Annotated in this window: 29 protein-coding genes; 19 read left to right on the forward strand and 10 right to left on the reverse strand. The window is 61.7% G+C overall.

Features of this window, described 5'->3' with window-relative positions; genetic code table 11:
- Positions 1-44: 44 nt before the first annotated feature.
- A complete protein-coding gene (locus tag NKH97_RS19985; protein WP_502897084.1) occupies positions 45-974 on the reverse strand; it encodes a lysylphosphatidylglycerol synthase domain-containing protein in 930 nt (309 codons plus the stop codon).
- Between the two features lie 544 nt (positions 975-1,518).
- Between NKH97_RS19985 and NKH97_RS19990 the strand changes: the two genes are divergently transcribed.
- A complete protein-coding gene (locus NKH97_RS19990) occupies positions 1,519-1,995 on the forward strand; it encodes a DUF995 domain-containing protein (RefSeq protein ID WP_352442186.1) in 477 nt (158 codons plus the stop codon).
- 690 nt (positions 1,996-2,685) lie between these two features.
- Here NKH97_RS19990 and galE read toward each other — a convergent pair.
- The gene (galE, locus tag NKH97_RS19995) at positions 2,686-3,765 is read right to left on the reverse strand and encodes a UDP-glucose 4-epimerase GalE (RefSeq protein WP_352442187.1); all 1,080 of its coding nucleotides are present in this window, start codon (positions 3,763-3,765) and stop codon (positions 2,686-2,688) included.
- Positions 3,762-4,799, reverse strand: coding sequence for a UDP-glucuronic acid decarboxylase family protein (locus NKH97_RS20000; protein ID WP_352798576.1), 1,038 nt, complete (start codon positions 4,797-4,799; stop codon positions 3,762-3,764). Before NKH97_RS20000 ends, galE begins: the two co-directional genes overlap by 4 nt.
- 1,041 nt (positions 4,800-5,840) lie before the next feature.
- Here NKH97_RS20000 and NKH97_RS20005 point away from each other — a divergent pair.
- The 5 genes from NKH97_RS20005 (at position 5,841) to NKH97_RS20025 (ending at position 9,557) form a co-directional block, all read left to right on the forward strand.
- Entirely contained in the window at positions 5,841-6,446 is a 606-nt protein-coding gene (locus NKH97_RS20005) for a hypothetical protein (protein WP_127289220.1), read from the forward strand.
- 62 nt (positions 6,447-6,508) lie between these two features.
- On the forward strand, positions 6,509-7,363 hold the full coding sequence (locus NKH97_RS20010) for a 23S rRNA (adenine(2030)-N(6))-methyltransferase RlmJ (RefSeq protein ID WP_352798578.1): 855 nt from the start codon (positions 6,509-6,511) through the stop codon (positions 7,361-7,363).
- Positions 7,364-7,556: 193 nt separating this feature from the next.
- On the forward strand, positions 7,557-8,009 hold the full coding sequence (locus NKH97_RS20015; RefSeq protein ID WP_023813788.1) for a hypothetical protein: 453 nt from the start codon (positions 7,557-7,559) through the stop codon (positions 8,007-8,009).
- Between the two features lie 133 nt (positions 8,010-8,142).
- A complete protein-coding gene (locus NKH97_RS20020; RefSeq protein ID WP_352442190.1) occupies positions 8,143-8,724 on the forward strand; it encodes a TetR/AcrR family transcriptional regulator in 582 nt (193 codons plus the stop codon).
- Positions 8,721-9,557 (forward strand): EamA family transporter, encoded by an 837-nt coding sequence (locus NKH97_RS20025; RefSeq protein WP_023813790.1) that lies wholly within the window; start codon positions 8,721-8,723, stop codon positions 9,555-9,557. Before NKH97_RS20020 ends, NKH97_RS20025 begins: the two co-directional genes overlap by 4 nt.
- A gap of 38 nt (positions 9,558-9,595) precedes the next feature.
- On the opposite strand, the gene NKH97_RS20030 is transcribed toward NKH97_RS20025, so the two are convergent.
- Entirely contained in the window at positions 9,596-9,907 is a 312-nt protein-coding gene (locus tag NKH97_RS20030) for a transcriptional regulator (protein ID WP_023813791.1), read from the reverse strand.
- 573 nt (positions 9,908-10,480) lie between these two features.
- On the opposite strand from NKH97_RS20030, the gene NKH97_RS20035 reads away from it, so the two are divergent.
- Positions 10,481-10,960, forward strand: coding sequence for a histone (locus NKH97_RS20035; protein WP_081734982.1), 480 nt, complete (start codon positions 10,481-10,483; stop codon positions 10,958-10,960).
- Between the two features lie 412 nt (positions 10,961-11,372).
- Positions 11,373-11,969 carry a glutathione S-transferase family protein gene (locus tag NKH97_RS20040; RefSeq protein ID WP_031213750.1) on the forward strand — a complete coding sequence of 199 codons (597 nt, stop codon included), beginning with the start codon at positions 11,373-11,375 and terminating at the stop codon, positions 11,967-11,969.
- 106 nt (positions 11,970-12,075) lie between these two features.
- Here the strand turns inward: NKH97_RS20040 and NKH97_RS20045 are convergent, their stop codons facing one another.
- Entirely contained in the window at positions 12,076-12,732 is a 657-nt protein-coding gene (locus NKH97_RS20045) for an outer membrane protein (RefSeq protein ID WP_023812630.1), read from the reverse strand.
- Positions 12,733-13,145: 413 nt separating this feature from the next.
- Between NKH97_RS20045 and NKH97_RS20050 the strand changes: the two genes are divergently transcribed.
- From NKH97_RS20050 to NKH97_RS20075, 6 genes are all read left to right on the forward strand, one after another.
- Positions 13,146-13,910, forward strand: a complete 765-nt coding sequence (locus NKH97_RS20050) for an SDR family oxidoreductase (RefSeq protein WP_352442191.1) — start codon at positions 13,146-13,148, stop codon at positions 13,908-13,910.
- Positions 13,907-15,970: an excinuclease ABC subunit UvrC gene (uvrC, locus tag NKH97_RS20055; protein WP_023812628.1), complete on the forward strand. Its 2,064-nt coding sequence runs from the start codon at positions 13,907-13,909 to the stop codon at positions 15,968-15,970. The genes NKH97_RS20050 and uvrC overlap by 4 nt, the downstream gene beginning before the upstream one ends.
- Before the next feature lie 100 nt (positions 15,971-16,070).
- Positions 16,071-16,667, forward strand: coding sequence for a CDP-diacylglycerol--glycerol-3-phosphate 3-phosphatidyltransferase (gene pgsA / locus NKH97_RS20060; protein ID WP_023673449.1), 597 nt, complete (start codon positions 16,071-16,073; stop codon positions 16,665-16,667).
- A 1-nt stretch (position 16,668) separates the two neighbouring features.
- Positions 16,669-16,926, forward strand: a complete 258-nt coding sequence (moaD, locus tag NKH97_RS20065; RefSeq protein WP_023812627.1) for a molybdopterin converting factor subunit 1 — start codon at positions 16,669-16,671, stop codon at positions 16,924-16,926.
- 1 nt (position 16,927) lies between these two features.
- Positions 16,928-17,404, forward strand: coding sequence for a molybdenum cofactor biosynthesis protein MoaE (locus tag NKH97_RS20070; RefSeq protein WP_023812626.1), 477 nt, complete (start codon positions 16,928-16,930; stop codon positions 17,402-17,404).
- Positions 17,405-17,515: 111 nt separating this feature from the next.
- Positions 17,516-18,280 (forward strand): YbaY family lipoprotein, encoded by a 765-nt coding sequence (locus NKH97_RS20075; RefSeq protein ID WP_023812625.1) that lies wholly within the window; start codon positions 17,516-17,518, stop codon positions 18,278-18,280.
- 69 nt (positions 18,281-18,349) lie between these two features.
- Here NKH97_RS20075 and ndk read toward each other — a convergent pair whose 3' ends face one another.
- The gene (gene ndk, locus NKH97_RS20080) at positions 18,350-18,772 is read right to left on the reverse strand and encodes a nucleoside-diphosphate kinase (protein ID WP_013532476.1); all 423 of its coding nucleotides are present in this window, start codon (positions 18,770-18,772) and stop codon (positions 18,350-18,352) included.
- 345 nt (positions 18,773-19,117) lie between these two features.
- Here ndk and NKH97_RS20085 point away from each other — a divergent pair, with 345 nt between their 5' ends.
- Positions 19,118-19,375 (forward strand): DUF2934 domain-containing protein, encoded by a 258-nt coding sequence (locus NKH97_RS20085; RefSeq protein WP_023812624.1) that lies wholly within the window; start codon positions 19,118-19,120, stop codon positions 19,373-19,375.
- Between the two features lie 17 nt (positions 19,376-19,392).
- On the opposite strand, the gene NKH97_RS20090 is transcribed toward NKH97_RS20085, so the two are convergent.
- The gene (locus tag NKH97_RS20090; RefSeq protein WP_128305352.1) at positions 19,393-20,085 is read right to left on the reverse strand and encodes a glutathione S-transferase family protein; all 693 of its coding nucleotides are present in this window, start codon (positions 20,083-20,085) and stop codon (positions 19,393-19,395) included.
- 60 nt (positions 20,086-20,145) lie between these two features.
- Between NKH97_RS20090 and NKH97_RS20095 the strand changes: the two genes are divergently transcribed.
- Complete coding sequence (locus NKH97_RS20095; protein ID WP_023812622.1) at positions 20,146-20,658, forward strand: DinB family protein; 513 nt, start codon at positions 20,146-20,148, stop codon at positions 20,656-20,658.
- A gap of 48 nt (positions 20,659-20,706) precedes the next feature.
- Here NKH97_RS20095 and NKH97_RS20100 read toward each other — a convergent pair whose 3' ends face one another.
- From NKH97_RS20100 to NKH97_RS20110, 3 genes are read right to left on the reverse strand one after another with little or no spacing between them, the layout of a single operon-like run.
- On the reverse strand, positions 20,707-21,297 hold the full coding sequence (locus NKH97_RS20100; protein ID WP_206535255.1) for a GNAT family N-acetyltransferase: 591 nt from the start codon (positions 21,295-21,297) through the stop codon (positions 20,707-20,709).
- 1 nt (position 21,298) lies between these two features.
- A complete protein-coding gene (locus NKH97_RS20105; RefSeq protein WP_023812620.1) occupies positions 21,299-22,258 on the reverse strand; it encodes a LysR substrate-binding domain-containing protein in 960 nt (319 codons plus the stop codon).
- A gap of 47 nt (positions 22,259-22,305) precedes the next feature.
- Positions 22,306-22,929 carry a hypothetical protein gene (locus tag NKH97_RS20110; protein ID WP_352798586.1) on the reverse strand — a complete coding sequence of 208 codons (624 nt, stop codon included), beginning with the start codon at positions 22,927-22,929 and terminating at the stop codon, positions 22,306-22,308.
- 56 nt (positions 22,930-22,985) lie between these two features.
- Here NKH97_RS20110 and NKH97_RS20115 point away from each other — a divergent pair, with 56 nt between their 5' ends.
- The 3 genes from NKH97_RS20115 to NKH97_RS20125 all read left to right on the forward strand — a co-directional run bounded on the left by NKH97_RS20115 (position 22,986) and on the right by NKH97_RS20125 (position 24,980).
- Positions 22,986-23,201, forward strand: coding sequence for a hypothetical protein (locus tag NKH97_RS20115; RefSeq protein ID WP_352798588.1), 216 nt, complete (start codon positions 22,986-22,988; stop codon positions 23,199-23,201).
- A gap of 45 nt (positions 23,202-23,246) precedes the next feature.
- The gene (locus NKH97_RS20120) at positions 23,247-24,173 is read left to right on the forward strand and encodes a DMT family transporter (RefSeq protein ID WP_023812618.1); all 927 of its coding nucleotides are present in this window, start codon (positions 23,247-23,249) and stop codon (positions 24,171-24,173) included.
- Between the two features lie 357 nt (positions 24,174-24,530).
- Entirely contained in the window at positions 24,531-24,980 is a 450-nt protein-coding gene (locus tag NKH97_RS20125; RefSeq protein ID WP_023812616.1) for a Ros/MucR family transcriptional regulator, read from the forward strand.
- Positions 24,981-25,083 lie beyond the last annotated feature (103 nt).

Here is a 25,083-nt window from a genome sequence, read left to right on the forward strand (position 1 = left end):
CACCGTGCCGTCAGGCAGTCCCGAAGCAGGGATGGGCAATACGCTCATAGGGATGGTTTCCTTGCAGGGCCGACGGCCGGGTTCCCCGGCAGCGTCGATTTCGAGGGAAACAGCCAGGCGATCGCACCCGTGGCGATTGCCGAGCAGAAGATGAACAGATGCAGTGCCAGCGCTGCCTGAAGGCCGCTCTTCATGGCAATGCCGGAGGTGAGCAGCGCCGCCGCTGCACCCGCCTCGTAGGTGCCGAAGCCGGCAACGCCTTGCACCGGCAGTATGGCGGCGCCTTCGGCCCCGACGACGCCTGGAAAGGCGGTCGAAAAGGATGTCCCCAGCAGCATTGCCAGCAACCATCCCTGTACGGTGAGCTTCAGCGACCAATTGGCGATCGTCCACCACCAGCCATAGCGCGATCGGCCGGTCGCCTCGGTGAAGACATCGCGCAGCCTGCCGAGTTTCGCCACGATCTTGCCGCGGCCTGCCCAGTCATGCGGCGCCCGCGCCCAGCGCGGCAGATACCAGGCGGCAGCGACCACCGCCGCCACGCCCGCGATCCTTGTCGCCGGATGCAGGCCCGGCCACACCACCAGGGCCAGCACGCCGACGACGAAGGCATCCTGCAGTCTGAACCACAGAAGCGAGGCGCTGGCGCGCATGATCGGTATGCCGAAGACCTGGCGCAGGAGCAGGGGAAAGGCCGTCTCGCCGCCGCGAAAGGGCACGACGTTGATCATTGCATTGTGGATCAGGGTGATCCGCAGGCAGGCACCGAAACGGCCATGCACCTCGTCGCGGAACTCGTCGCAGACGCGCAGCGCGCGCAGCACGTAGGTGACGAACAGCGCAAGCGCCACCGCCGCGAAAGCGCCGGGCGTGATGCTCGCGAAAGCATCGCCCACCATCTTCCAGCGCGAGTCGCTGACGACCCACGCCAGCAGGGCCAGGCTCACGATTATTGAGGCAGCTCGTTTCAACAATTCAACAATTCCTGCGCAGGCTTGCGCTATCGGATTCCGTCGGCCGCGGCGTGCTGTATCTCAAAATCCGCAGCATTGGTAGCGGCCCAAGCCTTTCCGATCGATCGCATTGCCTGGCTTGCGAGCGCGCATCCGCGCAACTTCAGGCGGCCGCTGAACCTCCGGCATCGGCCTGCTTTCCGACCCGACTATGGCCTCGGTTTCATCGATGGCTGCTGATTAGGTCGGCCGGCTGTCCGGATCCATAAGCCCGATGCGCAATCGCGATGTTGCCGTCTTGATGGACAATGCGCGTGTCGCGAATAGTTGTTGCCCGCATGCTTTGCGGCGGTTGACACCGCCTTTCTCACGACTGTTAAATGGTTCGCGTGGCCGTCAAAGTGCTGACGCAGCCGCCTTGGACCGAATAGACATGCGAGTGCCAACTATGCCGACAGCTTTGATCAGATCGCTGCCGCTTGATGTCGGCCGTCGGCATCGCAAGGGGCCTCGGCGGTGTGCAAGTCTCAAGCAACTTGTGCTGCTCCTAGCTCTTTGCGGTCAGGTGGCTGTTTCGGGAGCGGCGCACGCGGCCGCCGCCAACGACAAAAGCACGGCGGAAGCCGGTACCGCCGCTGTTCCGACTGCTTACGAACTACAGCTTCTGTATGCCGGCCGCACATGGATATGGAAGGACGGAGCAGCTTATTTCGCGCGGGACAATCGACACCTCAGGGCCTGGACGTCCGGGCAGGGCACGGCAACCGTCGCGGAGGGCAGATGGCTGGTGACCAAGGACGGCAAGATGTGCATGGAGCTCGCCTGGCGATCGAAGAGCTACACCGGCGAGCCGCACCGCACCTGCTACAGCCATCGCATTCAGGGCCGGAACATCGAGCAACGCAAGGATCCGGACGGGGAATGGTACGGTTTCAAGCGATCTCCCGAGGATCCTTCCGACGAATACAAGAAATTCGAAGCAGGCGACACCAAGGGCGCGCAGTTCGAAGAGACCCGCAAGCTGGTCGATGCCAAGAAGTAGGCCATGCTTCCAGCCACGCTGAGCCAGTGGCCTGGCTGTTCTTGCCGTGCGCCTGTCGCGGAACCCGCGAATCGCCTATGGTTAAGCCTTAAGCGGCTCGGCAGGCGCGGTCGGCGCGCCGATCGCATCTAGTCGCATTCAATTGCATCAGCCAGACGACGAGACGATGGCCTGCCATACGGTTTTGATGAAATTTAATAATTAGTGATATCTAATATAGCGTGTGATGTGCGAGTGGTCACTCATGCGGCGTGAAAGCGGCCCAAGTATAGTATGTCGCAACGCGCCCTTGGCTTATACTTGATAGCAAGGGACAGAGGATGAGAAATTCCGCGAGCGTATTTTGCTCAAGCAAAAATGTCGTATCTATTGCCGCGGCCGTAGCGTTGAGCTCTATGGTTGCAGGTTGTCAAGGTATGGACGCAACTGAAACCGGTTCGGTCCTTATCAGGCCCATAGTCCACCCGGTCCGCAGTCAGCCCGCGGTCCAGCCCGTGCAGGCCACATTTCTCGTGCGCTCGCTCCGTGCCGACCATCCGATCCAGATGACAAGCACAATAGCAACTGAAAGTGCCTACGCCTTTGCACCACCGCAACGGATCAAAGCCAGCACGCCGGCGCCGGTGAAAATCTCGTTCAATCCGGGCGATGGCAGCACGTTCTCGGGCGGCTCGCCTTATATCTGCAGCCCTAGCGGATTTGGCCAGCGCGCGAGCTGTCACCCCCGCTATCTCTGACTCGTCGAGCGACGACCGACGCTGCCACCCTGGCTGGCGGCAGTTTCATTGGCTTGGTCTTCAGTCCGAAAAAGGGAGCGGCCGTCCTGACAATGGTGTCGATGTCTGAAAGCTCCGGCACAAAGCCAAGATGTTCGCGTGCGCTTCCCGGATCGGCGTAGAGCTCCGCCGGATCCCCAGGGCGTCGGCTCCTGAGCACTGCCGGAACCGGCCTCGACGTCATTCGGCCGACCGCCTTGACGATCTCCTTGATGGAGATGCCCCGCCCGGTGCCGAGATTGACCGCAAGACTTCGCCCGCCACCCTCGAGATAGATGAGCGCTTTCAGGTGAGCGCGGGCCAGATCGGTGACGTGGATATAATCCCTTACGCAGGTGCCGTCCGACGTGTCGTAGTCGGTGCCGAAAACCTCGATCGCGTCGATGATGCCCGATGCGGCCATGAGCACTCTGGGAACCAGATGGGTTTCCGGCGAATGCCACTCACCGAGCTCGCCGTCGGGATCGGCGCCACAAGCGTTGAAATAGCGCAGGATCGCAAATTTCATTCCATACGCGGATGCATAGTCGCCGATGATCTGTTCACCCATCAGCTTGGAGCGCCCGTAGGGGCTGATCGGATTTTGCGAGGAGGTCTCGCGAACGGGCAACGCTTCCGGCACGCCGTAGGTCGCACAACTGCTGGAGAAGATGATGTTTTCGATCGAACTCGCGCGTGCGGCATCGAGCACCGCGATGGTGCCTGTCACATTGGTCGAATAATATTCGGCCGGCTCGCGAACGGACTCTCCGACATAGGCCAGCGCCGCAAAATGGATCACGGCCGTCGGCCGGTACGTTTCCATAGCCCGCCGCAGTGCATCCTGATCCCGGATATCGCCGACGACAAGCGGACCCCAGCCGACGGATCTCTCATTGCCGCGGCTCAGATTGTCGAAAACCACCGGCATGTAGCCGGCGGCGGCCAGCTGCTTGCAGGTGTGACTGCCGATGAAACCGGCTCCACCCGTCACCAGGACTGCCGGCCGGCTCATGAAGCGGCAGCTCCCCTGGCGATGTGACTTCCGTAAAGCAGGGCATCAAAATACTCGACGGTACGCGCGAGCCCCTGGCTCAAGCTGATTTTCGGCTCCCAGCCGAGATTGGCCTTGGCAAAGGAGATGTCCGGCTTGCGCTGCCTGGGATCGTCGACGGGCAGCGGCCGATGCACGATCTTCGACCGGGCGTTGGTGTAATCGACGACCAGCGTCGCCAGTTCCATGATGGTGAATTCGGCAGGGTTGCCGAGATTGACCGGGTGGGCGGGCGCAATCGGTGCGTTCATCAGCCGGATAAAGCCCTCGATCAGGTCGTCGGCATAGCAGAAGGAGCGTGTCTGCTGGCCGCTGCCATAGACGGTCAGGTCCTCGCCGCGCAGCGCCTGAACGATGAAGTTCGAAACCACACGCCCATCGTCGGGCTGCATGCGGCGACCGTAGGTGTTGAAAATGCGAGCGACACGGATATCGAGGCCATAGGTTCTCGAATAATCGAAGAACAGGGTTTCGGCCGAGCGCTTGCCTTCATCGTAGCAGGAGCGCGGTCCGTGCGTGTTGACGTTGCCGAAGTAGCTCTCGGGCTGTGGATGCACGAAGGGATCGCCATAGACTTCGGACGTAGAGGCCTGGAATATCTTGGCCTTGTTCTGTCGCGCGAGTTCCAGAAGGTTCAGCGATCCAAGTACGCTTGTCTTGAAGGTGTGGATCGGGTCTGCCTGATAGTGCGGCGGAGAGGCGGGGCAGGCGAGATTGTAGATCTCGTCGCATTGAAGATCCGAAGGCAATGCATCGACGATGTCGTGCTCGATGCAGCTGAAGCGCGGATTATGCAGGAGGGTATTGAGATTGTATCTTTTGCCGGTGTGGAAATTGTCCAGCGCGACAACGTCGTATCCGTCCCGCAAAAGACGTTCGCACAGATGCGATCCTAAAAATCCCGCTCCTCCGGCGACAAGGGCGCGTCGTCGGCTTTGGTTGGCGCCCCTTTGGCTGCCGGATTCCAGTTTCAGAACCTTGACAAGCTTACTCATGGTTTCCTCATACGCACCGCACACGCTACCGCCGGGCCGGGACAAAGCATCGCCCGGCCACGTTCCTCAGAACGTGGCAAACCTCCGCATCTGCGGAACCGCCATCACTGATGTGCGTCAATTGTTCTTTGGCTTTCGCGAAGCTGGTGCGACTACACAACCTCCGTGCTGCCGCTCAGCATTCTCTGCGCCCCGAAATCGCGATCACACGCCCGGTGTCACCATCGTCGATTGCTCGCCCAAATTGCACATCCCAACACATCGAAAATATACCTGTGGAAATCATAGTCAACTAAATTAGATATTTCTTAACCATATCTGTTTGCGAATGGTTAATCACGGGCCGGCATCGGCCTCGAAGCTGAACCAGGAGATGTCCAGGGCAGTTCCTCATTTTGAATCAGGGTATTGGGCCGGCCGCTGGCAGTCGGCGCCACAAGCTGTTCGCTATGTCGAATCAGCGATCGCCATGAAATGAGGGTTGCGCGATTCAGGGGGAGGTCGGGATGTATCCAGCCGAAAGGTGAAATTCAACGATCCGAGCGACGGGAAAATTTCAGATAGCAACGAGATTGCTGCCCGAAACCGCTCGGAGTGCAAATATAAATTCCAGGGCGCGAATATTCATACCATAGGGCTTGACCTATCGTAGGCACGCCGCAGCTGGCTATAGTGGGAAGAAGGGCAAGGGCTAAAGCTTTGTAAGCAAATTCATTCACAGGGACGAATTTTGACTTTATCTTCTTTTGGTGCCGCTGTTCATGATCTTTGCGCATTAAGGCCTCTGGTTCGCAAGGCGCGCCGATGGCCCATTCCGCCGAAAAGCGCATGCGCGCCTTCATTCAATAGTGGAGGAGCGGTCATTTCGGCAACGAATTTTAAGCGCATAGGTAGAACCCGCATTGTTGCGCGGCCACGCCGCCACCAGGTTGTTGCTTGCGCACGTCTGGCTCGATCGCCTGGGGTGGCGACTCGGCTGGCCATCGCCTTTTGATCGTCGGGGCGCTATTGGCAAGGTCACGATGGAATGTGGTGATGTGAATGCGCTTTCTGTTTGTCCTGATCCTGCTCGCCGGCGCCGGCATCGGTGTCGTCTATCCCTGGGCGATGAGCAACTTCTCCGGCCATGAGATCGGCACCTGGCGGGTCTATGAGCAGGGCCGCTTCAAGCCGCTGACGGTGCCGCTCTCCGGCCGCGATGCGCCGGTGCGGGTGCTGGTCGACCTGACCGCAAGAGCCGAGCGCATCGTCTCGCAGCAGCGCACCGTGCTGACGCTGACCGCTGCAAGCAATGGCCGCACGGTGCTCGCCTCGACGCTGCAGTTCAACCATTCCGACAATCCTCGCCAGGCTAGCCCGCAACTGCCCGACAAGATCTTTCGCGACGAGGCCGGCGTGATCGCGACCGTCAGCCCAGGCCCCTATACCTTCACCGTTGGACCTGGTGATGCCGACGACATACCGATGCGGGCGGTCGACCTCATCCTGCGCTCCGGCGCCGGGGAGATCGACAGCCGTGCACGGCCGGTCGGCTTCGCGCTGATGGCGATCGGCCTGATCGGATTTTTGCTGACCTTGCGCACTCGTGGCGGCCGGCCGGAAAATCCGAACTCGCAGCCGCCACCGCCGCGCTGGGGCAGGGGCTGATGCATGTCGCCCAAAAGTGTGCAGCGGTTTTGGGACAACGACATGCATAACGGCACAAAACCATGAACTACCGCCACGCCTATCATGCCGGAAATTTCGCTGACGTCGTCAAGCATGTCGTGCTGACACGCTTGCTCGAGTATCTGAAGCAGAAGGACAAGGCGTTTCGGGTCGTCGACACCCATGCCGGCATTGGCCGCTACGACCTGTCGTCCGTCGAGGCGCAGAAGACGGGTGAATGGCAAGGCGGCATCGGCAGGCTGATCGATGCCTCGTTTGCCGCGCCGGTGGCGGTGCTGCTCGCGCCTTATCTGGAGACAATACGGTCGCTCAACACCGAGGGTGGCATCCAGAAGTACCCGGGCTCGCCGTTGATTGCGCGCCATCTCATGCGCAAGCAGGATCGGCTGACGGCGATCGAGCTGCACCCCAAGGATGCCGCGAGGCTGAGGACGTTCTTTGCCGGCGATTTCCAGGCCCGGATCACCGAGCTCGATGGCTGGCTGGCGCTCGGCGCCCATCTGCCGCCGAAGGAAAAGCGCGGCCTTGTCCTCATCGATCCGCCATTCGAGGAAGCGGGTGAGTTCGAACGCCTCGTCGACGGGCTCATAAGGGCGCACAAGCGGTGGCCCGGCGGCATCTACGCGCTCTGGTATCCGATCAAGGACCGCAAGGCGATCATCGCCTTCCGCAAGGCGCTGAAGCAATCCGGCATTCCGAAGCTGCTCGACATCGAATTCGAGATCAGGCCGGCCTCTTCGGAACCCAGCCTCGACGGCAGCGGTCTGCTGGTGGTCAACCCGCCGTTCACGCTGGAGGGCGAGCTGCGGATGCTGCTGCCGGCCCTGCACGGGCTGCTTGCGGTGGGGCGGCCGGCGCACTGGTCGTTGGAATGGCTGGCCGGCGAGCAGGCTTGAGGCGGGCTCATCGATGACCCAGGGACCGTGCTCTCTTGGGTCTGGATATGAACGTGCCAGAGCCATTCCGGTGCGTGCAAACTCGGCTTTGGTCAAAAAGCGGTTTCAAACTGGGAAACCATTGTCAACGCAACCGCTTGACCGCCGCCGAGCGAATCCGCACAGTGCGCGCAATCGACCTTGAGAGGCTGCCATGACTCGCTTCGCCAAATCTGCCCTTGCCGCCCTGATTTCGCTCTGCACCCCGCTTGCCGCGCCTCTCGGTATCACCCAGACTGTGCAGGCCGCCGATCTTACGGTCTATTCCGATGAAGACAGCGGAGTCTGCGGTCAGCCCTGGGTACTGAACAAGATCACCAGCCGCTTTTCCTATCAGGTGCATCACGTGCCGCATCTGCCTGACGTGCAGATCACCGATTTCCGGCGCATCCACCAGCATCGCTATCTGGCGGCCAACGATACCTGGCCGATCGGTCGCCGTTATTGCGGCGCCACCGTCAGTCTGTCCGACGGCCGCGATCGCACCATCTGGTACCTGATCGAGGAAGGCCAGGGCTTTGCCTCGATCGGCGACAATGTCGAATTTTGCGTCTCGGGCTTTGACCGCTGGATGGTCTACAACGGCCGCTGCCGCATTCTGCGCTAAACCCGGTCTCCCCTTCCAATCTCTTTCGCGCCTGTGGCTTGATGGCTGCAGGCGTTTTTCGTGCCGCGTTGACAGCAGGTGCGATCCGTCGCATAGGTATGAGACAGACCTGTCTCACTACTAGGTAGCCTCCATGACGCCATCGTCCGCTTCCGGCAAGCGCCAGCACGTCGTTGAAACGGCCTACGTGCTGTTCAAGCGCGCCGGCTTCCATGCCACGGGTATCGACCGGATTATCGCCGAAGCGGATGTGGCCAAGATGACGATGTATCGCCACTTTCCCAGCAAGGATGAACTGATCGTCGAGGTGCTCGACTATCGCGCTATGCGTTTCGACCGCCAACTCGCCCGGCTCACCCAAGAGGACGTTCCGCCGGAGCAGAAAATCGGAAGAATCTTCGACTGGCATGGGCGCTGGTTCCGCAGCCCGGATTTCCATGGCTGTCTGTTCGCACATGCGCTGGCCGAGTTCGGCGATCCCGGGCATCCGGTTTTCAAGGCCGTTGTCAGGCAGAAGAACGGCCTCAAGCGGCGCATGCGGTCTATCCTCGAAGATATGATGCCGCGCGGCCGCGCCGAGAGCGTGGCGGCGACGCTGCTTATGCTGATCGAAGGTGCGACCTTGCTGGCGCAGATGGGGCAGGCCGACGCCGCCATTCGCGACGCCCGCAAGGCGGCCATGGGCATCGTCGCTGCTTCGCGCAGGCCGCAATGAGCCCGCTGGTCATCGGGCTCGCATTGTTTGCGGCGATCCTGCACGCAAGCTGGAACGCGTTCCTGCGCACGGGGGCCGACAGGCTGTGGACCGTCACCGTCATGAGCTTTTCAAGCACGGCGCTCGCCATCCCCTTCGCCTTCTTCCACGACCTTCCGGCCGCGCCGGCCTGGTCCTATATCGTGCTCTCGGCCTGCCTGCAGGTTGGCTACAGCTTGTTTCTCGTGGCCGCCTACAGATATGGCGAACTGGGGCAGGTCTATCCGATCGTTCGCGGCAGCGTGCCGCTGCTTGTCACGCTCGGCGGGTTCTTCCTGGCCAACCAGCAGCTCACTCTGCCGCAGACCGTCGGCGTCGCGCTGGTCGCTGGCGGCATCATGGGCCTTTCACTCGGACGGGGCAGGGCCGCCACGACATCGATATTCTATGCATTGGCAACGGGAGCGATCATCGCCGCCTATGCGACGGTCGATGCGCTCGGCGTTCGGGCGGCGGGAAACGCCGGCGCCTACACTGCATGGGTCCTGCTGATCTACGGCGCGTTGCTGCCGGCGGCCTTCGTCGCCTGCCGTGGCCGGCTCATAGTCGACCTGCGGGCGCCGGAAACCTGGAAGGCGCTGGGCGGGGGCCTGTTTGCACTTCTGGCCTACGGTGTCGTGGTCGCGGCCTTCGCGCTCGGACCAGCAGGTCCGATCACCGCGATCCGCGAAACCAGCGTCGTCTTCGCGGCCTTCATCGGACGCCTGTTCCTCGGCGAGGTGCTGACGCCGCGGCGGGTCGGCGCCTGCGCCATCGTCGCGCTCGGCGCCATCTGCCTCGGCTATCAGCCGTGACGGAACTGCGGATCGCGCAGGATTGCCCGGTCACCACGCTATTTCCTGCGCGGCGCCGCCTCGGCCTGGTCGAGGATCTTGCGCAGGAATGCGGCGTGGCCGCGGAACGCGCGCCGTCCACTCATCGTCGCCCTGACGCGCGTCTGCGGCCGGCGGCCGACGAACAGCTTTTCGATGTCGACATAACCGGCCCTGGCCAGCGTATCGAGGTGCGCGCCGAGATTGCCGTCGGTGACGTCCACGATGGCCTTCAGCCCGGTGAAGTCCAGCGTTTGACGTCTTTCCAGCATGCTCAGCGCGGCCATGATCCTGAGCCGAGTGCTCTGGTGGATGATTTCGTCGGCACTCATCGATTGGCTCCGGCGCAGCCAAGCCGGAGGCCACGGACAACCATGCTGCCGCCGTGGCGGACCGTCTTGGCAATCTGGAACGGCGGCAGCGCCGTTTGCCTCTGTGCGATCGACATCGAAGTACTCCCCATGCTGTGCAGAATACTCTGTTACGTAGAGTTATCTGTCAATTCACGAGCAAGCCGGTCTGCGATCGTGCTTGACAAGACGATGCATCGACCGGCTGTCGCGTTGCAGTATAGATCGTCCGCCTGCACGAGATGATCGCACCGATGAGGCGGCGGTCATGATATCGGCGGCCGACGATCGACACGCAAAGCTGTTCACTGATCTTGGGAGCTTCACGAGAGGAGCGGTCCCGCGGAGTGCGGAGAATGTCGGCGACACATTCTAGCCATTGGTCGAAGATCAGCAGTGAATTTCTGCGACGATCAGCACGACCATGTGCCGATCGTAACCGAAATTTAAGCTGCGAAAATCAGTCTATTGCTTCGCTGGCTAGCAAGCCGCGAGTCAGATATGCATGAGCGCGCCGGGTCATTACGGCCGTCGGCACAAAGGAAGGGGCATCGCATGGCTAAGCAGTCATCCAAAGCGCCGGCGTCCAAGGCACCGGCAAAGAAAGCACCCGCAAAAGCAGCGACGGCAAAGGTCGCAGCTGCAGTGAAGAAAGCAGCACCCGCTGCCAAGCCGAAGGCCGCGGCGGCCAAGGCAAAAGCAGCACCGGCCAAGAAGCCGGCAGCGAAAGCTGCTGCGAAACCGGCAGTGAAGAAGGCAGCACCCGCCAAGGCAGCGGCAAAGCCGGCGGCGAAGGCGGCACCAGCCAAGAAGCCTGCAGCGAAGGCCGCCGCGAAACCCGCAGCGAAGAAGGCAGCGCCTGCAAAGAAACCGGCTGCCAAGGCTGCACCTGCCAAGGCTGCACCTGCCAAGAAGCCGGCTGCGAAGGCTGCACCGGCAAAGAAGGCAGCGGCAGCGAAATCTTCAGCACCGGTGAAGAAAGCGGCACCTGCGGCCAAGCCGAAGGCAGCGCCCGCGAAGGCCGGCAAGAAGTAGTCGCGTCTTCCCTCGCCGGGGCGGTGCCAAAACAGTCAAGGGCGGGTGCCTGACAGGCGCCCCGCTCGCTGTTTAGGCAGTCGGAAGGCGAGAACAGAGGCGGACGGAGGATATCTTTTCGCAGCTCCCAGGACTTCGCCATAGGGCGAAGTCCGGTGGGGCTTTTTTTGTGTCATTCATGCGGGTGATGAAATATCGGCGCGAGGCTCTTCGGTCTTGCCTGTCGGCTGAGCGATCCCTGCGATTCCGGCAACTCGGCGACCATGGTGATGAAGCGCCGTCTTCACGGAGCGCTCGCTAAACGGCCCTGGCCGATGCGCCGCTCGCTGGCGGCTGGGTTTTCCGCTTCTGGCCATTGCTCGATCGCGCCTGATCGGTCAACACTGCCGGCCTGCAAAACAGGAAACCGATCATGCCCAGACTGCTCTATGCGTCCACCTCTCCCTACAGTTCCAAAGTGCGCATGGCCGCAGCCTATGCCGGCATCGACATCGAAACGGTGGCGGTCAAAACCGAGGACAAACCGGCCGAACTGGTCGACGCCAACCCGCTCGGCAAGATCCCGGTTCTGGTGCTCGACGACGGTCGCTCCATCCATGATAGTCGCGCCATCACCCAGCATCTCAACCGTTTGTCGAAGAACGCGCTTTTTCCACGCAATCCCGACAAGCGGCTCGAGGCGGAAGTGCTGGAGGCATTGGCCGACGGCATTTGCGACTGCGCGCTGTCGATGGTCTATGAACGGCGCACGCGGCCCGAGGAGATGGTCTATCAGCCTTGGCTCGATCGCCAGTGGGCGAAGATCACGGCGGCACTCGACCTGCTCAACGCCAACCCGCCGAAGCTGCCGAAGAAGATCACCGCCGGCCAGATGGCGCTGCGCGCCTGCCTTGGCTATCTCTCGCTGCGCTTTGCCGGAAAATGGGAAAAGGGCCGCGCCCGGCTGACACGGTGGGCTGCGCGCTTCGACGAGAAGTTTCCAGAGCTGAAGCCCTGCATTCCCGGTTGATAGCCGATTGCCCCGGGATTGATTTCCCGATCACCCGGGAAAATCACTCAGACACAAAAAAAGCCGGGCGCGAGGCCCGGCTTTTTCGTGTCGTGGCTTGAACGACTTAGAACTTCATACCGACGCCGAAGGTGACGCGGTTGTCGGTGGCCTTGACCTTGCCGATGCCGTCGAAGCTCTTGCTGCCGAAGTCGGTGTAGCGGTACTCGACGCGGCCGAAGACATTGTCGGTCAACTTGATGTCGGTGCCAACACCGGCGGTCCAGCCGAGCATCGTTGCGCGATCGCTGGCCCCAAGGACGGTGTCTTCCACCTTCAGGCTTCTGCCGGCGAGACCGCCGGTGCCATAGAGCAGGATTTCTGGGCTGACCGCGTAGCCGAGACGGGCACGCAGCGAACCTTCAAAGCCGGCCTTGGAGTCGATGCCGTTGTCGTCGCCCTTGACGCCGTTGTAGCCGAGTTCGGCTTCAGCGCCGTAGACGAAGTTCTCCTGCTGCCACTGATAGCCGCCGAAGACACTGCCGACGAAACCCTTGGTATCGGTTTCAACGTCGAAATCCTTTTCCTTGGTCCGGCCGCTGAAGCCATAGCCGACGTTGAGACCGGCGTAGGGGCCGGCCCACGAAGCGACCGGAAGTTCAGCGATCGGCGCAGGTGCCGGCGGCTCTTCCGAAACCACGTCAGCAGCATAGGCGGTTCCGCTGAGGGCGAAGAGGCCGAGCGCAACGGCCAGCGGCCGTGCGAATTTGAGATTGGCTTGCATTGTTCTTTACTCCTTAAGCCACAGGACACAGGCTTGTTTCTCACGATCGCCATCTACCCGTCCGGGGGGTGAAACGGATCTGGCGTTCGTCGGTTCCAAATGTCGTGTCAAAATGCGGCTGAAGCGAACCTGAACTTGGGTCATTCCCCGGCACGAATGAGGCAGAACCTTGACGTTGCATCTTCGCAACAGCGAAATGGCAGGAACCATCCCGTGCTGCGCTGCACACCGCTTGGTGCAAGGACTCCAGCACCCTATATTGCGGTCGGGCGCGCCCGAGTCCAGGGCGGGCCGGGATGTCCAAACGGCCGTTTCGCCACAATGCTGCCCAAGGTGCGAACACCATTTAACGCATGCCGGGCCATATTTCGCCGGCACCGCTTTTTCGGGCCGAAATTGAGGATTGACACCATATGAGCAAAGCCACTGTCACGGCGCTGGTGACGGGCGGGGCCAGGCGGATCGGCAGGGCGATCGTCGAGGATCTCGCCGCGCACGGTTTTGCCGTCGCCATCCATTGCAACCGCTCGCGCATCGAGGCCGATGCGTTGGCTGCCAAAATCATCGCCGGAGGTGGCCGCGCCGCCGTGGTCGCCGCCGACCTGACCGATATGGACGCCGTCGACGATCTCGTCGGCCAGGCGCAAGCAGCGCTCGGACCGATCCCGTTGCTGGTCAACAATGCGTCGCTGTTCGAGGACGATTCGGTTCTGGATTTCGACTGGCGGGCCTGGGACCGGCACTTTGCCGTCCATGTGAAAGCGCCCGCGCTCCTGGCGCAGAATTTCGCCCGGGCGTTGCCGGCAGGGCAGGAGGGCCTGATCGTCAACATGATCGACCAGCGCGTCTGGCGTCCGACGCCGCGCTACTTCTCCTATGCGCTGTCCAAGTCGACGCTGTGGACGGCCACGCAGATGATGGCGCAAGCGCTCGGCCCCAGCATCCGCGTCAATGCCATCGGCCCGGGGCCGACCCTGAAGAACGCGCGTCAGGATGACAGCGATTTTGCAGCCCAAGTCGATGGCTTGGTCCTGAAGCGCGGCCCGGATTTGCCGGAATTCGGCGCCACGATCCGCTATCTCTGGGAAGCGCGCTCGGTCACCGGCCAGATGATCGCGCTTGATGGCGGCCAGCATCTTGCGTGGCAGACGCCCGATGTGACAGGCATGACGGAATGAGTCCCGTAGACCACAAAAGCAAGCCGCGCGGCGGCGCCGACGATCTGCCCCCCGATATCGACGTCGAGGACGAGGCAGTCGAGGAGATCGTTGAAACCGTCGGTCCCGATGTCGCCTTCACCGCCATCGACTGGACGCCGCATGCCGGCGACGCGGAAGGCATGATCGGCGCCGAGGTGATCCAGACGCTGGTCAAGCGGCTGCCCAACGCGCCCGGCGTCTACCGCATGATGAACGCTGCCGGCGATGTGCTCTATGTCGGCAAGGCGCGCAGCCTGAAGAAGCGCGTCACCAACTACGCGCAAGGCCGCTTCCACACCACCCGCATCGGCCGCATGGTGCGCGAAACGTCGACGATGGAGTTCGTCGTCACCCGCACCGAGATCGAAGCGCTGCTGCTCGAAGCCAACCTTATCAAGCGCTTGCGGCCGCGCTTCAACGTCCTGATGCGCGACGACAAGTCGTTTCCCTATATCCTCTTGACCGGCGACCATGTCTCGCCCGGCATCTACAAGCATCGCGGCGCGCGCTCGCGCAAAGGCGATTATTTCGGGCCCTTCGCCTCGGCCGGTGCCGTTGGCCGCACCATCAACTCCCTGCAGCGCGCCTTCCTGCTCAGGAGTTGCACCAACTCGTTCTACGAGAACCGCACGCGGCCATGCCTGCTTTATCAGATCAAGCGCTGCGCCGGCCCCTGCACCGGAGAGGTTTCGCACCAGGACTATGCCGAACTGGTCAATGAGGCGAAGGACTTCTTGTCCGGCCGCAGCCAAAAGGTGAAGACGGAAATCTCGGCCGCCATGCAGCAGGCGTCGGAAGCTCTCGATTTCGAGCGCGCCGCGATCTATCGCGATCGACTTGCGGCCCTGTCGCATGTGCAGAGCCACCAGGGCATCAATCCGGCTACCGTCGACGAAGCCGATGTCTTCGCCATCCATCAGGAAGGCGGCCAGGTCTGCATCCAGGTGTTCTTCTTCCGCACCGGCCAGAACTGGGGCAACCGCGCCTATTTCCCCAAGGCCGATCCGGCGTTGGAAGCAGCCGAGGTGTTGGGTTCGTTCCTGGCGCAGTTCTATGACGACAAGCCGACGCCGCGGAACATTCTTCTGTCGCATGGCGTCGAGGATCAGGAACTATTGGCCGAGGCGCTCTCCACCCGCGCCGGCCGCAAGGTCGCGATCTCCGTGCCGCAGCGTGGCGAGAAGAAGGACCTGACCGACAACGCCCTGCAGAATGCCCGCGAGGCGCTCGGACGCCGGCTGGCTGAAACCTCCACCCAGGGACGCCTGCTTGCGGGTTTCGCCGAGACATTCGGCCTGCCGAAGCCGCCGGTGCGCATCGAGGTCTACGACAATTCGCACATCATGGGCACCAATGCCGTTGGCGCCATGGTCGTCGCCGGGCCGGAAGGTTTTGTGAAGAATCAGTACCGGAAATTCAACATCCGCTCGACCGAGATCACGCCTGGTGACGATTTCGGCATGATGCGCGAGGTGATGGAGCGACGGTTTTCGCGGTTGCTCAAGGAGCATGGCGATGTCCCGGCTGGCGATGCAGTTGATGGTTCGGCAGACGATATGGAGGACGATATCTCCGGCAGCTTCCCGGCCTGGCCCGATGTCATCCTGATTGACGGTGGCCAGGGCCAGATGACCGCGGTGCGCAAGATCCTTTCGGATCTCGGCATCGAGGACCGCGTGGTTGCCATCGGCATCGCCAAGGGCCAGGACCGCGACGCCGGCCGCGAACGGTTCTTCGTCAAAGGCAGGGACTCGTTTTCGCTGCCGGTTCGCGATCCCGTGCTCTATTTCGTCCAGCGGCTGCGCGATGAGGTCCATCGTTTCGCGATCGGTTCGCATCGGGCGCGCCGCAAGAAGGAGATGGTCAAGAGCCCGCTCGACGAGATCAGCGGTATCGGTCCAGGCCGCAAACGCGCCTTGTTGTTGGCCTTCGGCACCGCCAAGGCGGTCAGCCGCGCCGCCATCGAGGATTTGAGGAAAGTCGACGGTATTTCCGAGCAGGTGGCGAAACTGGTCTACAATCATTTCCATGAGAGCTGACAGCAAGGATGCTATTTTCGTCTGGTCAATCGATTCTCGCCTGTTGACCCCCTACATTCGCTTCTGATTTGAGTAGGCAGGCAGAAAGAGTTTCCCAGATATGGCCAAGCGCGCGTTCAACCTGCCCAATATGCTCACCTACGCCCGCATCGTCGCGGTGCCGCTGGTGGTGCTATGCTTTTTTCTCGAAGGACATCTGAAGTCGAGCGACTTTGCCCGCTGGTCGGCGCTGATCATCTTCCTGCTCGCCTCGATCACCGATTATCTGGATGGCTATTTGGCGCGCGCCTGGCAGCAGACCTCCAACATCGGCAAGATGCTCGACCCGATCGCCGACAAGCTGCTGGTCGCCACCTGCCTGCTGCTGCTGGCCGCCGACACCGATCGCCATGCGGGCATTGCCGGCTGGTCGTTGTGGGCCGCGATCATCATCCTGTGCCGCGAAATCCTCGTCTCGGGTCTGCGCGAATATTTGGCGGCGCTGAAAGTTTCGGTGCCGGTGACGCAGCTGGCAAAATGGAAGACCGCCATCCAGATGGTCGCCATAGCGTTCCTCTTGGCCGGACCGGCCGGCGACAAGATTTTTCCGCTGACCACCCAGACCGGGCTGGTGCTGCTGTGGATCGCGGCGCTGGTTACGCTCTATACGGGCTACGACTATTTCCGCGCCGGCCTCAAGCACATCATGGACGAGTGAGATGACGACCCGGCTCATTTATTTTGCCTGGGTGCGCGAACGCATCGGCCTGCCTGAGGAGGATGTCGACCTGCCTGCCGGCATCGAGACGGTCGCCGATCTCCTGCGCTGGCTGAAATCGCGCGGCGAGGGCTACGAGCACGCGCTGCGATATCCCGACGTGATCCGCGTCGCCATCAACCAGGAACATGTCGAGCACCGCGAGAAGATCGCGGGCGCCCGCGAAATCGCGCTGTTCCCGCCGATGACCGGGGGCTGACATGAGCGGCGGGGTCTTACCTGTCGTGCGCATTCAGCGCCAGGATTTTGACGTCGCCGCCGAGATCGCCAGACTGACGCAAGGCCGCGCCGATATCGGCGCCGTGGTGACCTTCTCAGGCCTTTGCCGCGACGAGCAGGGCGCGCTCTCAGCGCTCGAGCTCGAACACTATCCCGGCATGGCCGAAGCGGAAATCGCCCGCATCGCTGCTGAAGCGGTCGAGCGTTGGCCATTGCAGGGGCTCACCGCCATCCACCGCCACGGGAAGATCGCGCCCGGCGAGAACATCGTGCTGGTCGTGGCAGCCTCGGCGCATCGCCATGCGGCGTTCGAGGCGGCGAATTTTCTGATGGACTATTTGAAATCGCGCGCGCCCTTCTGGAAGAAGGAGCATCGGGCTGACGGCTCGGAGGGTGGCTGGGTCGAGGCCAAGGAGGCCGATGCAACGGCCGCGCAACGCTGGTCTCAGTCCGAATAAGATCCGCCGCAGCCATGCATTGACCGCAATCCTTTGGCCAATTGGCAGGATTGGTCAGCCTGGGGCATTGGCAGCCCGGGGCATTGGCAGCCAGGGGTGAGGGAGATGGTCATGCTGGACAGGATCGCGGAGTTCTTCATCTTCGGTTTCGTGCCTCTGGTCGTCGGCATATTGGCCGTTCCGGACCAGTCTGTTGCCGCCGAACAGGCCGTGAGGGGCGAGGTCATCTATCGCGAGCGCATTGCCTTGCCGCCCAGTGCCGTGCTGTCCGTACAACTTGCCGATGTGTCGCTGGCCGATGCGCCTGCCACCATCATCGGCGAGCAGAAAGTGCAGCCGGCCGGCCAGGTGCCGATCAGCTTCGAGATCAAATTCGACCCTTCCGTCATCCGGTCGCAGATGACCTACGCGTTGCAAGCCCGCATCACCGTCGATGACAAGCTGCTGTTCATCTCCGATATGCGCCATCAGGTCGATCCGCTGGCCGACGTGCCGCAGACCATCATGCTGAAGATGGTCACCCCGAGCGCCGAGCCCATGGTTTCGGTCTTCGATCAGCTCTGGCTGGTCGACTATGTCGACGGCATCGGCGCCATTGCTGCCCCGCAAGCGACATTCAGGGTCAGCGAGGCCGGCAAGGCGGGCGGCAGCGGCCCCTGCAACACCTATTTCGCCACTGCCAAACTCGATGGCCAAACGATCGTGATCAGAGACATCGGTTCTACCTACAAGGCCTGTGCGCCCGAGGTGATGGCCGAGGAAAAGGCGCTGTTCGATGCGCTGGCCAAGGCGGCGTCATACCGTGTCGATGCCGGCAAGCTCATCATATCGGACAAGGACGGCCGCGAGATCCTGCGCTTTAGCGCGGCGAGCTGACCCCCCAACGAAGAAGGCCGGCGAAACGCCGGCCTTCTTTTTACGGGATCCAAGGTCTGGACTATCGGCTCAGCCGACGATCTCGGTGTCCGAGAACCAGTACTTGATCTCTTCTGCCGCGGTCTCCGGTGCGTCGGAGCCGTGCACGGAGTTTTCGCCGATCGACAGCGCATGAACCTTGCGGATGGTGCCTTCGGCGGCGTTAGCCGGGTTCGTGGCGCCCATCACTTCGCGGTTCCTGGCAATGGCGTTCTCGCCTTCCAGCACCTGGACGACCGTCGGTGCCGACGACATGAATTCCACCAATTCGCCGAAGAAAGGGCGGTCCTTGTGGACGGCATAGAAGCCTTCCGCTTCGCGGCGGCTCATCCAGACCCGGCGCGAGGCGATGACGCGCAGGCCTGCCTCTTCCAGCATCCTGGTGATGGCGCCGGTGAGATTGCGCCGGGTTGCGTCCGGCTTGATCATGGAAAATGTGCGTTCGAGCGCCATGGGTCGTCCTTGTCTGAGAATGGAATTGAGAGTGGCGGGCTCTATACAAGCCGCCCGGCCCATTGCCAAGGGGTGAGGAACGGTCCGCGCGGCGGACGGAAAGCCAACTGCTTGGCTTTCCGAGTGACGAACGGTGAAAGCCCGGTCCGCCTTCGGGCGGATTGAAAGGTCCAGTGGACCTTTCAAAGGGTTTGAACGCCCGAAGGGCAGGGAGCGAGAGCGAAGGGCCGGACGGCTGCGCGTTTCTGCGGCAAGCCGGCCCCGTTCAGACGGCTGCACAGCAACGCTTTGCTTGCTATAGTCGCGTGTCGGCGCCGCGCTGAGGTCGGGCCGTATGGAGACACCATGACCATGACAGACGATCGTCAGGAACGCATTCGCAACCGCGCACACCAGATTTGGGTGCAGGAGGGCCAGCCGGCTGGCCATCATGAGCGCCATTGGCATCAGGCGGCCACCGATGTCGACCAGGAGGACGCCGCAGGCAAGTCGGCAGCCAAAAAGCCAACCAGGAAGGCAGCTGGCGCAGGCAAGGCAAAGGCCGCCCCCAAGGAGGCAAAGGCTGCCACGAAGGCCGGCAAGCCAAAGAAGGCGGCCAAGTAAGTTACTGCTTTACGGCGTCAAGCCGCGGCGGCGACCTTTCGTCCCAGCCCGCCATGCAGGTCGAGGCAGCGAACGAACCACTGCGCCACCACGTCGCCATCGTCGAGCAGTTGGTAGGGAGAGGCTATGCGCGCCCATTGCAAGGCGCCGAAGACGATATAGTCGCTAAACAGCGGCGACGCGCCGCCGATGAATGGCTGATAGCCGAGCATTGAACGCAGCGGCTCCAGCGCGGCGCGGAATGTCGCCAGCCCGGCGTCGCGCGCGGTGACGACGTCCTCCAGCGTCTTGCCAAAGCGTTGCTCGCGGCTCCGGCGGAAATAAGCGGCGTTCTCCTCGTCCTGCATGGTGTGGAGGTCGATGATCGCGGCGGTGGTCACGTAGGGATGGATGGTCAGTTGCGACCAGCGCTCGACGAAACGAGCCATCGCCTTGCCGCCTTCACCGCCAAACAGCGTCGGCCGGTCCGGATAGGCTTCATCGAGATAGAGGGCGATGGCGAAGGAATCCGCGAGGACCGTCTCGCCGTCGCGGATCACCGGGACGGTTTTCGAAACGCCGCCCTCGACAGCGGGCACCTCGAGAAAGCGCGTCGGCACGGTCGATATGTCGAGCCCCTTGTGGGCGACCGCCATCGCCACCTTCCAGCAATGCGGGCTGAACGGACGTGTGCTGTCGCGTCCGACGAGATCATAGAGCAGAATGGTCATTGGCGGCAGGCCCTTCAAGCGTTAGGTAGGCCCCGCATCGACGCGAGCCGAGGGGAAGCCATGAGACAGCATTTCATGATGTTTGCGGCCTATAATCAATGGGCCAATGGCCGCATCTATGAGGCCGCCGCCGAGCTCGATGATGAGGAATTCAACCGCGATGTCGGTGCCTTCTTCGGCTCGATGATGGGCACGCTCAACCACCTTTTGACTGCCGACCGCATCTGGATGAAGCGCTTCACCGGCGAGGGCGACGCGCCGACGACACTGGATGCCATCCTGCATCGGGGGTTGACCGGCCTGCGGGCGGCGCGTGAAGCCGAGGACAGGAGGATCATCGATTGGGTCGGCGGCCTCAATGACAAGGCGTTGACGGGCCGCTTCACCTACATGACCGTCTCGGATATGCGCACCGTCTCGCAAAGGCTGGCGCCGGCGCTGGACCACGTCTTCAACCACCAGACCCATCATCGCGGCCAGGCGCATACGATCCTGACCATCCTGGGACGGCCAAGCCTGGGGTTGGACCTGATGCTTTTCCAGCGGACCGAGGAGGGCAGGGCTTTCGCCTGATCCGGTGGCGTTTTGCGTAGTCGGTCCGGGGTTGAAGAGCTTGCGCCACTATCGCTGCATTTTGTGCTGCAGCATCGTCTTTACCTCGGGCCACTCGGAATCGATGATGCTGAACCGGACGGAATTGCGCTTCCGACCGTCCGGCATGATCCGCTCGTTGCGAACGATCCCTTCCTGCTTGGCGCCAATTCGCAGGATGGCTGCCCTTGACGCGTCGTTCAGTTCGTCTGTGGTGAATTGCACACGGACACATCCCATGAACTCGAATGCATGGGCCAGGAGAAGATACTTCGCCTCGGTATTGACCCCGGACCGCTGAACCGAACTGCTGAGCCAGCTATGCCCGATCTCCAGCTTTCTATTCGTGCGATCGATCTTCCAAAACCGCGTACTTCCGCAGATCACTCCCGTGCTGCGCATGACGATTGCATAAGGCATGACAGTGCCGGCCCGTCGTCCAGCCAGGGCATTGGCAATATATCCATCGATCGTGTCTGGCCCGGGGACCACGGTGGCCCTCAGGTTCCACAACGCACCATCCGCTGCCGCGCTCAGAAGCCCCGACGAATGTGCCTGCTGAAGTGGCGTGAGCTCAACAATCTTTCCGACCAAGGCGGGCTGTACGGATTGCACGTCCATTTCAGGCAGCCGTCGAAGCTTCGCCCCTGATTTCGCTGTCCAGCTGGCACTGCGTCAGAGCCGCTTCCGCCATCACCCACTGCTTGAACAACTGGACCTTGCGTGCGGCAAGGCCTTTCTGCGGAGAGACAAAATACCAGCCAGCCGTGTTGGGATGGTGGACGGCGAAGGGAGCCACCAGCCTTTCGGCGCGGATGTCGCTGGCCATATAGGCACGGTTGGCCACCGCAAATCCCATCCCGGAATTGGCTGCCTCGTAGGACATCATGCACGAGTCGAAATAGATGCTCTTGGTCTCGCTGAGCACGAAGCTGGCGCCGGCGAAACCAAGCCAGGATTGCCAATTCTGGGTGCAGGTGTCGGAATGCAGCAGGGTGAAGTGCTTGAGGTCGTCCGGTGTCACCTTCGACAGCCGCTTATCGCCGAGGACTTCGTGGAACAGCTTGCGGCTGCACACCGGTGTCAGGTCTTCGCGAAACAGCAGATCGGATTGCAGCCCGTGAAAGTGACCGTCGCCATAACGGATTTCGAGATCGAATTCCGAGGCCGTGAACTCATGCGTCGCGTAGGAGGTCGAGACCCGCATCACGATATCGGGATATTGCTGCTGGAACAGCGGCAGGCGTGGAAATAGCCAGCGTGCGGCAAAGGTCGGCAGCACCGATATTTTTAGCACATGCTCCTGCGATTGCCCGGTCGCTTCCATGCTGGCGGCGACGATTCGCTCCAGCGCCTCGCGAACGCGCGAGACATAGGTCTCACCCTCCGGCGTCAACGAGACCGCATTGCCGCCGCGCTGGAAAATCTTGAAACGAAGCTGATCCTCCAGGCTTTTCACCCGCTGGCTGACCGCTGAAGCGGTAATGAACTGTTCTTCGCCGGCACGCGTGAAATTACCGTGCCTTGCAGCACTTTCCACGATTTTAAGCGAATTGAGGTTGACCTGACTGAGCAGACGCACGGTTTCGACCTTAAGCTTGGCTTACACTAGCACCAGCATTCCTAATTTTACAGGGGTGGGTGAATTAATCGACTGTTTACCAAGTGTTGCCCCCATCCTGGAGAAGTACAATGAACGCCCATACCATTCCCGAACTGCGTTATGCGATGAGCCGCGAAGCCATTATAGGCCATGAAACCGCCTGGAAAGTGTCGAGTTTCGGTGTCGCGCAATATCTGCACGGCTATGACCCGGCACTGCTTGCCGCGATCGAGGAGGCTGCCCTGAAGCTCAAGGCCAGCCATGCCGTGCACAAGCACCTCGATCTGACCTTCATCACCGGGGCCGACCGTTTCATCCCCGAGATCAAGGAATTGCTGCATGACAAGCTGCGCCTGGAGCGGCTGTCCGACATGATGGGCACCAAGCTGGAGCCCTATCCGCTGTCGATCGTCGGCTCGACGGTCACCTTCATGAATCCCAAGGACGGCGCCGTGGAGTGGCATTGCGATGGCGTTCCGGTCACCGAGCTCATTCCATTGTCGATCAGCAATCCGCTGGTCGGCGGCCACCTCGAAATCTACTGCGACGACTCCGAAACCGGCCGCGCCATTCTCGAAGCCGGCCGCGAGATCCCGCGCAACAGTGTCATGCGCATCGATCACAAGATGAACTACGCGACGCTCGGGCAATTCTGGGCGTCCTGCATCGCACCGCTCCGATCCGGTTCGGCGAGCGCGTCACGCTGGTGCTCAACCAGCGCTCGGTGGCCAAGCCCTATGTCGACGACAACAGAATGTTCTATCTCGCCGCCGACAATGACCACGACCGTGAGTGGGTCAGCGAACTGGCCGAAGATGTCTGGACCAACCAGTTGCCGGCCTATCGTCGGTTCGAGGCAGAGCATCCCGTGCCCGCGGCCGTCGATGCACCGGTTCCGGGCGGCGCCAGGGAATCATGGTAATGAACCAAGATCCCGAAAAGTCGGAACCGGTTTTCGGACAGGATCATGGTCGAACAGCAAAATAGAATCCCATGCCGATTGTTTCGGCAGGGATCCGGCTCGATATCCGCGTTGGTCTTCGCTGCCGGTGCGGTGGCGTTGTGGTCCACCAATGCGCTGGTCGGCAAATCCCTGCTGGCCAGCCACCCGGCGTCGCAGGTCCAGTTCCTGCAATTTGCAGGCGCTGCACTCGTCTTCGCCGCCATCCGATTGATGAGCCGGGAAAGAGTAGCACCGGTCACGGCCGGGGCGGCGCTCATCTCTGTCGCAGTCGGATTCATCGGTCTGGTCGGCACCATGGTGCTGCAATACATCGCCTTCGCTTCGATGCCGGTCATCGAGGCCAATCTGATGGCCTACACCTGGCCGTTGATGGTCGCGGTGGCAGTCATCGCCTTGGAAAATCCGCGGCATCCGGCCCTGTTGGGTCTCGCCACGGTGGTAGGCTTCATCGGCGTCGCACTGGTGATTTCGGGAGGGCGCAGCCAATCCTGGTTCCAGGGCGATCTGGTCGGCTATCTCGCCGCATTCGGGTCGGCGCTGTGCATGGCCTTCTACTCGATCATGGTGGGACGGGTCGCCACCCCAGCGGATCGCCTGTTGCTGCCATCGTCTTTGATTGGCGTCGCTTTGACGTTTCTATGGTGCGCTCGCGACGGTTTCACCTGGCCCGTCGGCGCGGACCTGGCTCTCGGCCTTTATCTCGGCGCCGGTCCGATGGGCTTGGGCTACTATTTCTGGTCGCGCGCCTTGAAGCTTGAAGGCAGCGGCAGGGTCGCGGTGGTCGCCTATCTCACGCCGATCGCCTCGACCCTGCTTTTGACCTTGTCCGGCGAGCGGCTGACGGTGACGGCCATTGTCGGAGCTATCCTCGTCATCGGCAGTTGTGTCGCGGTCGGTGTGGAACGTTCGGAGGCCGAAAACCATGTTTGACGAGAATGAGCGTCTGGCTATTAAGAAACGAATTGGCTGATCGATGAATTCGGCGCCGAGGCACCGCTTTACGCCGCGATGAGGGCCGAAAAGGCGATAGAACAAAAGGATTTCGCGCGTTGCGCCCGCTGGAAGCGTATTCTGGAGATATTGGACGAAAGTCCTGCCTCTAAGTCTGCTGGTTCCAAGTATTAGATTTTCTAATTTGCACAGCGTCGATTTTGCATGAATGCTATTTTTGCTGATTCTTGATTCTTTTATGAGGCTTGGCGGTCCGTTGGGGGACGCGGTTAAAGAGATACATCGACACAAGTCTTCGCTGGGGTGGATGATTTTGTCGCAAATAAGGTGAAAGAATTGTCAAATATCGATGATAAGACCGTTATCGAGCTGACGGCCGATATTGTCTCGGCCTATGTAGGCAACAATCCGCTTCCGGCTGCCGGCCTGCCCGAGCTGATTGCCAGCGTCAGCGCCTCGGTTCGCAAGCTCGCCGGCGCGGCTGTCGCGGAAGTCCCAAACCTGGTTCCGGCCGTCAATCCGAAGAAGTCGGTGTTTCCCGACTACATCATCTGCCTTGAGGACGGAAAGAAGTTCAAGTCGCTCAAGCGGCATCTGCGGACCGACTACGGCCTGAGCCCGGACGACTATCGGGCCAAATGGGGCTTGCCACCGGACTATCCGATGGTTGCACCAAACTACTCGGCGACGCGATCGGCGCTGGCAAAGTCGACGGGACTTGGCCGCAAGCCGGCAGCAGCGCCGGCCGCTGTCGCCAAGGCAACGAAGCGCAAGGCGACTGCCTGAGAGCAGGCAAGCCACTGTTCGGCTGCTTTGACGGCGCCCTAGCGGGCGTCGTTTCGAGGCCTTGTGCGGCCAACTGGCCCGCAAGGCCTTGCGAAGCGTTGAT

The organism is Mesorhizobium sp. M0870 (assembly GCF_040319775.1).
Classification (GTDB): domain Bacteria; phylum Pseudomonadota; class Alphaproteobacteria; order Rhizobiales; family Rhizobiaceae; genus Mesorhizobium.